Consider the following 10,292-nt stretch of genomic DNA (forward strand, 5'->3'; position numbering starts at 1 on the left):
GGACTACTGCGATGACGAGCAGGCCGATCAGCACCACGGACGTGGGCATTCCCGCCCCCAGCGACGATCACTCGCTGTCCGTCGGTCCCAACGGTCCCCTGTTGCTGCAGGATCACTACGTGATCCAGAAGATGGCGCACTTCAACCGCGAGCGGGTTCCCGAGCGGGTAGTGCACGCCAAGGGCGGCGGCGCTCACGGGTTCTTGCAGATCACCGAGGACGTGAGTCAGTACACCAAGGCCAAGCTGTTCCAGAAGGGCAAGGAGACCCCGCTCTTCCTGCGCTTCTCCTCGGTGGCCGGCGAGCTGGGCAGCCCGGACACGCAGCGTGACCCCCGCGGATTCGCCATCAAGTTCTACACCGAGGACGGCAACTACGACATCGTCGGCAACAACACGCCGATCTTCTTCATCCGGGACCCCTCGAAGTTCTCCGACTTCATCCACAGCCAGAAGCGGCGGGCGGACAACCACCTGCGCGACCACAACATGCAGTGGGACTTCTGGACGCTCCAGCCCGAATCCGCGCACCAGGTGACGTTCCTGATGACCGACCGCGGCACGCCCGCCTCGTGGCGGCACATGCACGGCTTCGGCTCGCACACGTTCCTCTGGTACAACGCGGCCGGTGAGAAGTTCTGGGTGAAGTACCACTTCAAGACCGACCAGGGCATCAAGAACTTCACCGACGCCGAGGCGGGCGCGATCATCGCCCAGGACGCGGATTACCACATCCGGGACCTCCACACCGCCATCAGGAACGGCGACCACCCGTCCTGGACGGTCAACGTCCAGATCATGCCGTTCGAGGACGCGGCGGACTACCGGTTCAACCCGTTCGACCTGACCAAGGTGTGGCCGCACAGCGACTACCCCGAGATCACGATCGGCAAGTTCACGCTGAACCGGAACCCGGAGAATTACTTCGCCGAGGTCGAGCAGTCCGGCTTCGAGCCCGCGAACCTGGTGCCCGGCATCGGCCCGTCCCCGGACAAGATGCTCCAGGGGCGCCTGTTCTCCTACCCGGACGCCCACCGCTACCGCATCGGCGCGAACTACCAGCAGCTGCCGATCAACGCGGCGAGGACGGCCGTCCACAGCTACAACCGCGACGGCCAGATGCGGTTCGACAACCCGGGTGACCCGGTCTACGCACCGAACTCCTTCAACGGGCCGGCCGCCGACCCGTCGCTGTACGAGGGCGAGCACTACCACGTCAGCGGCGAGATCATCCGGTCCGCCTACATCAAGCACCGTGAGGACGACGACTTCGTCCAGCCGCGGGCGCTGTGGGAGAACGTGCTGTCGGAGACCGACCGCGGGCACCTGGTGAGCAACATCGTCGGCCACGCCTCGGCTCCCGAGGTCACCACCGACATGAAGAAGCGGGTCGTCGACTACTGGACCAGCGTCCACAAGGACCTCGGCCAGGGCGTCGCCCAGGGTCTCGGTCTCGCCTGACCCCTCTGCCTGACCCCTCTGCCTGACCCCTCTGCCTGACCCCTCTGCCTGACCCCTCTGCCTGACCCTCCCCGAACAGCGTACGGCTTGTGCTCCGGCACAAGCCGTACGCCTGTTTCTAGAGGTCGAACTCGCCGTCCTTGACGCCGCCGATGAAGGCGTCCCACTCAACGGGAGTGAAGACGAGAACGGGACCCTCCTGGTTCTTGCTGTCGCGGACCCCTACCTCGCCGCCAGGCAGGACGGCGATTTCTACGCAGGCACAGTTGTTCGCGCTCCGGCTGCTCTTCCACCAGGCGGCACCGGACAGGTCAGTTGAGTACATGGATGGTTATCTCTCCCCACCGGCTACCGCCAGCGGTTGATAGTTCTCGCTATGAGGTCGCGGGAGGCTTCCACGTCCAGCGCCTTTGTCTCCAGGTAGTCGAAGGCGACCTCGTAGCGGTAGACGATGGTCTCGTCCTCCACGAGGCGTCCGCCCAGGAGGGCCTCGAGATATACGACGTCATGGAAATTTGGCAGCTTGAGGTGGCAGAACGACCCGGTGTTTATCGGATGCTCGGCATCCATGGGGAGGACCCGTAACTGGACGTTGGGAAGCTCCGAGACCTCGACCAGACGTCCGAGTTGTTCGCGCATGACCTCGTCGTCGCCGAATCGGCGAAGCAGCACGGACTCCTCCAGGACGACCGAGAGCGCCAACGGGCTCTCCGCCATGAGGATGGCCTCCTGGCGGGCCATCCGGACCTCGATCCGGCTCCGGACACCGCCTGGCGCTTCGAGAGTGCTCCGCTGTCCGCTCTCCATCATGGCTCGGACATATGCCTCTGTCTGGAACAGACCCGGCACAACCTGGGGTTCCCAGTCGCGTGCCGCCGTGGCCTCGGCCTCAAGCCCCAGGAAAGTGGTGTATTCCTTGGGCAGCGAGTCGCGGTAGTCCTCCCACCAGCCCTTCCGGGCGGCGTCCCGATGAAGGGACAGCAGCTCTTGGCGCTGGTCCGAATCTACCATGTAGATCACGAGCAGCGCCTCGACGTCGGCTCCGCGTGGCGCGGTTCTTGCCGTTTCTATACGGCTGACCTTGGCCGCCGACCAGCCGAGCCGGGACGCGACCTGCTCACCCGTGAGATCGGCGCGTTCTCTCAACCGCCGGAGCTCCTGCCCGAGCCTTCGCCGGCGGACGGTGGGACTGCCATGGTCCGGCACCCCGCCCGACCCCCTCGCACAAGTAGAAGGCCGCAGAGAGGTGCAATTTGCACCGATTCATGCGGCGCACGCCGAAAAGATTGTTGCAAGTTTCCTTTCGTCAAGTATTGCAGGGATATCTGTCCTGGGTCACGATCGGTGAGGGAAGGTTCCCGGAGCACGGGGGGCGCCGATGCGCGTACGGCGAAACGCTCCTTGGGAACAGCCGGGCCGCGAGGCTGCCACCTGACGACCCGGCGAAAACCCACGAGAACTCCATCCGAATAGGAGTCTCTTATGCATCCCCACGGTACCAACTGGTTATTTCTAATCAAGACCCACGTCAGCATGGCGGACAGCGCTCTGTGCGCGGATCAGGACCGGTGGGCGCGTCAGCTACGGTGGACCGTCAGCCGCACCGGCTTCGGAGCGCGCCACTACCGCGACCCCCGCTTCGACCTGGTGCGCGAACTGGAAGAAGTCGGACGTCTCTTCAGCGCGTAGCGTCCCAGGGAGGTCGTACATGGAGACCGCGTACCGGACGTGTCCGCTGTGCGAAGCCGTCTGCGGACTGGCGATCACCATTGACGGGCGCGTGACCGACGTGCGCGGCGACCGGGACGATCCCTTCAGCAAGGGCTACATCTGCCCCAAGGGGGCCACGCTCGGCCGCCTCGACGAGGACCCGGACCGCCTCCAGGCGCCGCTGGTCCGCAGGGACGGCGAGTGGCACACGGTCTCCTGGCCGGAGGCCTTCGCGGCCGTCGAGGAAGGCCTCTCCCGGATCCCCGGTCCGGAGCGGGCCGTCTACCTCGGCAACCCGAACGCCCACACCATGGCCGGCGCGCTCTACGGCGCGCCGCTCATCCGCGCGCTCGGCACCCGCAACGTCTTCTCCGCCAGCACCGCCGACCAGATGCCCAAGCACGTGGCCTGCGGACTGATGTTCGGCCATCCGCTGACGATCCCGGTGCCCGACCTCGACCGCACCGGCTACCTGCTCATGCTGGGGGCCAACCCTCTGGAGTCGAACGGCTCGCTGTGCACGGCGCCCGACTTCCCCGGGCGTCTCAAGGCGCTGCGCCGGCGCGGCGGCCGCTTCGTCGTCGTCGACCCGCGCCACACCCGGACCGCCGCTCTGGCCGACGAGCACGTCTTCATCCGGCCGGGCGCCGACGCCTACCTGCTCGCCGGGATCGTCCACACGCTCCTCGCCGAGGACCTCGTCACGGTCACCGTGCCCGCGAACGGCCTGACCGAGGTGGCCGAGGCCATCGGGCCCTTCTCCCCCGACGCCTGCGCGAGCGTCTGCGGCGTGCCCGCCGAGGTGATCGTACGGCTCGCGCGGGAGCTGGCCGCGGCTCCCACGGCGGCCGTGTACGCCCGCATCGGCACGTGCACGGCCGAGTTCGGAACGCTGGCCCAGTGGCTGGTCGACGTGGTCAACGTCCTCACCGGCAACCTCGACCGTCCCGGCGGCGCGATGTTCCCCCGGCCCGCCACCGAGGCGCCGCGGAGGCGCAAGCCGTACCGGACCGGGCGCTGGCACAGCCGCGTCCGCGGCCTGCCGGAGGCGAACGGCGAGCTGCCGGTGGCGACTCTCGCCGACGAGATCGAGACTCCGGGGGACGGCCGGGTCAGGGCGCTCATCACGGTCGCGGGCAACCCCGTGCTGTCCACACCGAACGGGACGCGGCTGGACCGGGCGCTCGGCGAGCTCGAGTTCATGGTCAGTGTCGACCCCTACCTGAACGAGACGACCCGCCACGCCGACGTGATCCTGCCGCCGCCGCGGATCCTGCAGTCGGGGCACTACGACTTCGCTCTGCTGGCCTTCGCCGTACGGAACTACGCGCGCTACTCCCCGCCCGTGCTGCCGCTCGACGGGAGCCCGTCGGAGGCCGAGATCCTCGCCCGGCTCGCCATGATCGCCTCCGGCCAGGGCGCGGACGCCGATCCGGCGCTGCTCGACGAGCTGGTCCTCGACCAGATGCTCCGCGAACATGGACGGCCGGACCTGCGGGCGTCGCTGGAGGGAGCCAACGGCGCGGAGCTGCGGCTGGACGCGATGCTCCGGCTCGGCCCCTACGGCGAGTGGAACGGCGGCGACCTCTCCCTGCCCATGCTGCTCCGGCACCCGCACGGGATCGACCTCGGGCCTCTGGAGCCGCGCCTGCCCGGCAACCTGAGCACCGCCTCCGGGCTCGTGGAGCTCGCCCCCGCACCCCTCCTCGACGATCTCGTACGGCTCCGCGACGGCCTCGAACGGCGGACGCCCGACTTCGTGCTCATCGGGCGGCGTCACCTGCGGTCCAACAACAGCTGGCTGCACAACATGGGCCCGCTGGTCGGCGGCAGCAACCGCTGCACGCTGCAGATCAACCCCGCTGACGTCGCCCGGCTGGGGCTGGGCGACAAGGCGCTGGTGCGGTCCGTGGCGGGCGAGCTGGCCGTACCCCTCGAACCCACGGACTCGATCATGCCCGGCGTCGTGAGCCTGCCCCACGGGTGGGGCCACGACGGCACGCCGCAGGCCGTGGCGGCCAGGAACGCCGGGGTCAACGTGAACGCCCTCACGGACGAGACGGTCGTCGATCCACTGTCGGGCAACGCGGTCTTCAACGGCGTCCCGGTAATCATCACGCCCGTGTGAAATGTTCGCCGCCGTGGCGCGGGGGTACGTGATCCGTGGTAAGGGGGCGAAAGATGGAGAAGACGACCAGGACACGGCGGGCAGGCCGGTTGCCGAGGATTCCGTCGCCGGAGATGCTCGACGGGCTGGAGCGGACCACCGCCCTCGACCGGCCCATAGCCGCCATCTCCAAGACGGTGCGGCGCAAGCTCGGGCCCGGCACGCTGCGTGACGTGCTCCACGGAGTGCCCATCGGGCACCCCCTCCATCCCGCGCTGGCGATGGTGACCGTGGGCTGCTGGATCGCGACAGCCGTACTCGACGTGACCAAGGCGGACTCCCGGGCGTCACGGACGCTGATCGCGACCGGGCTGGGCATGGCCCTACCCACCGCGACCGCCGGACTGACCGACTGGTCGACGCTGCACCGCGAGCAGCAGCGGGTGGGCTTCGTGCACGCCATGACCAACATCGCGGCGGCCGGGCTGTACACGGGCTCGCTGCTCATGCGGCTGGGCGGGCGGGAGCGCGCCGGGCGGGCGCTGGCCTTCGCCGGGCTCGCGGCGGCCGGCACGGGCGCCTACCTGGGCGGCCACATGGCCTACCGGCAGGCCGCGGGGGCGAACCACGCCGAGCAGGTCAGCCACCTGGTGCCGCTCGGCTGGCACGACCTGTGCACGCTGAAGGACCTGCCCAACGGACGTCCGGTCAGGCTGCGGCTGGGCTACATCGAGCTGTTCGTGCTCCGCCTCGGCGACGGGGTGAGCGTGCTGGCGGACGGCTGCTCACACCTCGCCGGGCCCCTCCATCAGGGCCGCATCACCGTCGAGGACGGCGAACCCTGCGTCGTGTGCCCGTGGCACGGCAGCGTCTTCCGCATCGCGGACGGCGCGGTGGTGCACGGCCCGGCGACCTCACGGCAGCCGGCGTTCCAGACGCGGTTACGACACGACGGCGTGGTTCAGGTCCGCCCCGCGGAGTGATCGTCCGCGGGATGCTCGACCAGGGCGAGGATCCGGCTCGACATGAAGCGTGCCGTACGGACCGGCGTGCCGGTCCTGGTCACCTCGCTGACCTCGATGATGCCCCTGCCGGTGGTGATCTCGACGCGACGCCCGGCCTTCGTCGCGATCACTTCGTAGGTGCGCGGGGTGCCGCCCGCGTCGATGACGATCTCCACTCGGTCGCCCTTCACACTCTCACGATAAGAGCTTCACTATCGCGACGACACCGACGCAGACGATGAATCCACGCAAAAGGGGTGCGGGGAGCCTGCGTCCCACCCGCGCGCCGAGGAACCCTCCCGCCGCCGACCCGAGCGCCACCAGCAGCGCGACCCACCAGTCGACGTGCGCGATCAGCGCGAACAGCACGGCGGCGGTCGTGTTGACCAGCAGCGACAGCAGGTTCTTGGCCGCGTTGACGCGCTGCAACTCCTCCTCCAGGAAGATGCCGAGCAGCCCGATGAGGACGATGCCCTGAGCGGCGCCGAAGTATCCGCCGTAGACGCCCGCCCCGAGGACCCCGAGCCACAGCCACGGCCCTCCGTGCGGGTGTGTCCGCCGCCCGGCCAGCCAGCCGTTCAGCTTGGGCTGGACGATGACGAGGACGCAGGCCAGCGCGATGAGGACCGGCACGATGACCTGGAAAGCCTTCGCCGGGAGCTGGAGGAGCAGCACGCCGCCGAGGACCGACCCCAGGATGGAGGCGAGACCGAGCCGGATCAGCCGTTCCCGCTGGCCTTTGAGCTCGGCGCGGTAGCCGAGGACGCCAGTGAGGCCGCCCGGCACCAGCCCCACGTTGTTGGAGACGTTCGCGACGATCGGCGGGAACCCGAGGGCCAGCAGCGTCGGGAAGGTGATGAGCGACCCCGACCCGACCACGGCGTTGATGCCCCCCGCCCCCACACCGGCCGCGAAAACGGCGGCCGCCTCCAACGGCGTCACGATCGCTGCCCCTCTCGCCCTGCTCCCCCTCGTACGGTTAACGCCCGATCGTAGGCGGCGGGCCGTACGTCACAGGAGGCGGGATCAGGCGGACGGGCGGGTGACGTCCGGTTCCTTGGGCGGCGACTGGGGCGGCGACTGGGGCGGCGACTGGGGCGGGGAGAAGAGGCCGCCGAGGTTCTCCAGGGCCTTGCCCATCTCCGATGGCACGATCCAGACCTTGTTCGCGTCGCCCTTGGCGATCTCGGGCAGGGCCTGGAGGTAGAGGTAGGCGAGGAGCCGCTGGTCGGGCCTGCCCTCATGGATCGCGCGGAACACCATCGCGATCGCGTCGGCCTGGCCCTTGGCCCGCATGGCCTGGGCCTCCGCGTCGGCCTGCGCCCCCAGGACCACGGCCTCCGCCTCGCCCCTGGCCTTGAGCACGGCCGCCTCCCGCTGGCCCTGCGCGGTCAGGATGGCCGCCTGCTTCTGGCCCTCGGCGGTGAGGATGGCGGCCCGCTTGTCACGGTCCGCCCGCATCTGCTTCTCCATCGAGTCCTGGATGGAGGCCGGCGGATCGATCGCCTTGAGCTCCACCCGGTTGACCCGGATGCCCCACTTGCCGGTGGCGTCGTCGAGGACGCCGCGCAGCTCCGTGTTTATCTCCTCGCGGGAGGTCAGCGTGCGCTCCAGGTCCATGCCGCCGACCACGTTGCGCAGCGTCGTCACCGTGAGCTGCTCGACGGCCGTGATGAAGCTGGCGATCTCGTACGTCGCGGCCTTGGGGTCGGTGACCTGGAAGTAGATCACCGTGTCGATCGAGACCACCAGGTTGTCCGAGGTGATCACCGGTTGGGGCGGGAAGGTGACGACCTGCTCGCGGAGGTCGACCTCGACCTTGATCCGGTCGATGAACGGGACCACGATGTTGAGGCCCGCGTTCAGCGTGCGGTGGTAGCGGCCGAAGCGCTCGACGATGCGCGCGGTCGCCTGCGGCACGATACGGATCGTCCGGGCGAGGGCGAATCCCGCGACTGCCACGACGACCACGGCGGCGATGAGCTGACCCATCCGGCTCTCCAGTCTGTAAGCCTGACTGGAGGATATTTGGTTTTGTCTTTACGCGCCGATTAAGTGCGCATGTCAGAACGGCCTGGCGTACCAGCGGCCCTCCGCGCTGCGGTCGAGCGCCAGCGGCACGCCGAAGGTCTTGGAGAGGTTGTCCGCGTTCATCACCGACTCGATGGGACCCTGAGCCACCGCGGAGCCGTGGCGCAGCAGCATCACGTGCGTGAACCCGGCCGGGATCTCCTCGACGTGATGGGTGACCAGCACCATCGTCGGAGCCTTCGGGTCCCGCGCCAGCGCGCCGAGACGGCGGACCAGGTCCTCCCGGCCCGCCACGTCGAGCCCCGCCGCAGGCTCGTCGAGCAGGAGCAACTCGGGGTCCGGCATCAGCGCCCGCGCGATCTGCACGCGTTTGCGCTCCCCCTCGGACAGGGTGGAGAAACGCCGCCGGATCAGGTGGGCGCAGCCGAGCTGGTCGATCAGCTCGACCGCCCGGGTCACGTCATGGGAGTCGTACTCCTCCGTCCACCGCCCGAGAATCGCGTAGGACGCCGTGAGCACGAGGTCGATGACCTTCTCGTCCGGCGGCACCCGCTCGGCCAGCGCGGAGCTCGCCAGCCCGATCCTGGGTCGCAGCTCGAAGACGTCGGTCTGACCGAGCCGCTCGCCGAGGATCTCCACGGAACCCTCGGTCGGGAAGAGCAGCGCGCCCGCCACCTGCAGCAGCGTGGTCTTGCCCGCGCCGTTGGGACCGATGACGACCCAGCGCTCGTCTTCCCGGACGCTCCAGTCGATCCCGCGCAGGAGCGCGGCGCCGTCCCTGCGGACGGCCACGTCCTGGAACTCGAGCACCTGACCGCCCATCGATGGTCCCCCTCCCGTTGTTTTGCTAGATAAAACTATGTCAGTCCGAGCGCATATCGTGGATCGGGTGCGCATCGATTCACCGATCTCCGCCGCCCTCGTCTCCTGGGGCAACGCCTGGCTGACCGGGCACGTGGGCCTGGACGAAGCCGTGGACCGCGTCGAGCGCGTCGCGGGCCCCCAGGTGGTGGAGGTAGGCGACCCCCCGGCCGAGACCACGCTCCGCGCCTTCCTGGTGGACCAGCGGATCGAGGGGCTCAGCTCGTTCCGGCTGGCTCTGCCGATCCCCGGCGACCCCCTCGGGCTGACGGGACCTCCCGCTTTCAACGGCGGGGCCATCGACGCCGGTCAGGCCGCGATAGCCGTACTGCCGGGAAGGTGTGTCGGGCTGGTGCCTTCTCCCGACAGACGGGGTTCCTCTTATTCGGGCATCCGCTGGACGGCGACCGAAGCGTCGGCGACCGTTCCCGACCTTCCCTCGCTGGCCGAGGCGGAGCATATGCTGACGGCCGCCATACGGTCCGCCACCGAGGCACTCCTCGCGGTCGACGGCCCGGCGCAGGGCTTCCCTTCGCTCGACGACACCGAGGACACCCTCGCCCCGGGCTATCCCGGCCGCGCCCACCGGGTCGGGGCCCTCGCCGCCCGCCTCTCCCTCGCCCTGCGCCTCGCCGACGAGCGCGGCCTGACGTCCGGGCAGCTCGGGACCCGCAGCGAGGCGCTGCGCGAGCTGGACCGCGCCGTACGGCGGGCCCGCGTGGCCGCCCACCACGCCATCGTCGAGTCCGGCCAGCCGCAGATCTGACGCCCGCGCGGTCGTCCTGGCCGTACCACCCTGGTCTTGTCGCCGCCCGCTGGCGCTGATTGATGTGGAGACTCCAACTAGTTCATGTCGCGGGCGGCGATTGGTGCCCTTATTGCGGGATATCGGGGATTCGAGTCGTTCGCATGTTCGAGTGTGCTGGTGGACACTTGGCGTGGCCGGGAGGGGGTGAAGGGTGATCCAGCAGACGGCAGACCGCCAGGGAGAGCAGCGCGAACACGGGCGGCGCCAGGACCAGGAGCCCCGTGGCGGGCGGCGTGAGGACCAGGAGCCCCGTGGCGGGCAGCGTGAGGACCTGGAGTGGTGGTGGGTCGACCCTTCCTCGGTGCCGCCGC

The 10,292-nt window shown here is 69.3% G+C and carries 11 protein-coding genes; 5 read left to right on the forward strand and 6 right to left on the reverse strand.

Features of this window, described 5'->3' with window-relative positions:
- The first annotated feature begins 11 nt into the window (after positions 1–11).
- Positions 12–1,460: a catalase gene (locus tag N5079_RS18045; protein ID WP_261585063.1), complete on the forward strand. Its 1,449-nt coding sequence runs from the start codon at positions 12–14 to the stop codon at positions 1,458–1,460.
- Positions 1,461–1,578: 118 nt separating this feature from the next.
- Here N5079_RS18045 and N5079_RS18050 read toward each other — a convergent pair whose 3' ends face one another.
- Together N5079_RS18050 and N5079_RS18055 are read right to left on the reverse strand one after the other, a co-directional pair.
- Complete coding sequence (locus tag N5079_RS18050) at positions 1,579–1,785, reverse strand: DUF397 domain-containing protein (RefSeq protein WP_261585064.1); 207 nt, start codon at positions 1,783–1,785, stop codon at positions 1,579–1,581.
- A 23-nt stretch (positions 1,786–1,808) separates the two neighbouring features.
- Positions 1,809–2,666 carry a helix-turn-helix domain-containing protein gene (locus N5079_RS18055; protein WP_261585065.1) on the reverse strand — a complete coding sequence of 286 codons (858 nt, stop codon included), beginning with the start codon at positions 2,664–2,666 and terminating at the stop codon, positions 1,809–1,811.
- 327 nt (positions 2,667–2,993) lie between these two features.
- Here N5079_RS18055 and N5079_RS18060 point away from each other — a divergent pair, with 327 nt between their 5' ends.
- The 3 genes from N5079_RS18060 to N5079_RS18070 are packed head-to-tail and all read left to right on the forward strand — an operon-like array spanning position 2,994 to position 6,260.
- Positions 2,994–3,149, forward strand: a complete 156-nt coding sequence (locus N5079_RS18060) for a hypothetical protein (protein WP_261585066.1) — start codon at positions 2,994–2,996, stop codon at positions 3,147–3,149.
- Positions 3,150–3,168: 19 nt separating this feature from the next.
- Entirely contained in the window at positions 3,169–5,298 is a 2,130-nt protein-coding gene (locus tag N5079_RS18065; protein ID WP_261585067.1) for a molybdopterin-dependent oxidoreductase, read from the forward strand.
- A gap of 53 nt (positions 5,299–5,351) precedes the next feature.
- Positions 5,352–6,260: a Rieske (2Fe-2S) protein gene (locus tag N5079_RS18070; RefSeq protein WP_261585068.1), complete on the forward strand. Its 909-nt coding sequence runs from the start codon at positions 5,352–5,354 to the stop codon at positions 6,258–6,260.
- Here the strand turns inward: N5079_RS18070 and N5079_RS18075 are convergent.
- The 4 genes from N5079_RS18075 to N5079_RS18090 all read right to left on the reverse strand — a co-directional run bounded on the left by N5079_RS18075 (position 6,239) and on the right by N5079_RS18090 (position 9,134).
- Complete coding sequence (locus N5079_RS18075) at positions 6,239–6,472, reverse strand: hypothetical protein (RefSeq protein WP_261585069.1); 234 nt, start codon at positions 6,470–6,472, stop codon at positions 6,239–6,241. The genes N5079_RS18070 and N5079_RS18075 overlap by 22 nt on opposite strands.
- A gap of 4 nt (positions 6,473–6,476) precedes the next feature.
- Positions 6,477–7,223 carry a sulfite exporter TauE/SafE family protein gene (locus N5079_RS18080; RefSeq protein WP_261585070.1) on the reverse strand — a complete coding sequence of 249 codons (747 nt, stop codon included), beginning with the start codon at positions 7,221–7,223 and terminating at the stop codon, positions 6,477–6,479.
- Between the two features lie 84 nt (positions 7,224–7,307).
- Positions 7,308–8,273, reverse strand: a complete 966-nt coding sequence (locus N5079_RS18085) for an SPFH domain-containing protein (protein WP_261585071.1) — start codon at positions 8,271–8,273, stop codon at positions 7,308–7,310.
- Between the two features lie 72 nt (positions 8,274–8,345).
- Positions 8,346–9,134, reverse strand: a complete 789-nt coding sequence (locus N5079_RS18090) for an ABC transporter ATP-binding protein (protein WP_261585072.1) — start codon at positions 9,132–9,134, stop codon at positions 8,346–8,348.
- A gap of 73 nt (positions 9,135–9,207) precedes the next feature.
- Between N5079_RS18090 and N5079_RS18095 the strand changes: the two genes are divergently transcribed.
- The gene (locus tag N5079_RS18095; RefSeq protein ID WP_410007804.1) at positions 9,208–9,939 is read left to right on the forward strand and encodes a hypothetical protein; all 732 of its coding nucleotides are present in this window, start codon (positions 9,208–9,210) and stop codon (positions 9,937–9,939) included.
- The last annotated feature ends 353 nt before the right edge of the window (positions 9,940–10,292 follow it).

Origin of the sequence: Planotetraspora sp. A-T 1434, from assembly GCF_025420585.1 — a bacterium.
GTDB lineage: Bacteria > Actinomycetota > Actinomycetes > Streptosporangiales > Streptosporangiaceae > JAOEGB01.

Coding starts and splice junctions, on each gene's coding strand:
- N5079_RS18045 (WP_261585063.1), top strand. CDS start 12: ATGACGAGCAGGCCGATCAGCACCACGGACGTGGGCATTCCCGCCCCC.
- N5079_RS18085 (WP_261585071.1), bottom strand. CDS start 8,273: ATGGGTCAGCTCATCGCCGCCGTGGTCGTCGTGGCAGTCGCGGGATTC.
- N5079_RS18065 (WP_261585067.1), top strand. CDS start 3,169: ATGGAGACCGCGTACCGGACGTGTCCGCTGTGCGAAGCCGTCTGCGGA.
- N5079_RS18070 (WP_261585068.1), top strand. CDS start 5,352: ATGGAGAAGACGACCAGGACACGGCGGGCAGGCCGGTTGCCGAGGATT.
- N5079_RS18050 (WP_261585064.1), bottom strand. CDS start 1,785: ATGTACTCAACTGACCTGTCCGGTGCCGCCTGGTGGAAGAGCAGCCGG.
- N5079_RS18090 (WP_261585072.1), bottom strand. CDS start 9,134: ATGGGCGGTCAGGTGCTCGAGTTCCAGGACGTGGCCGTCCGCAGGGAC.
- N5079_RS18060 (WP_261585066.1), top strand. CDS start 2,994: ATGGCGGACAGCGCTCTGTGCGCGGATCAGGACCGGTGGGCGCGTCAG.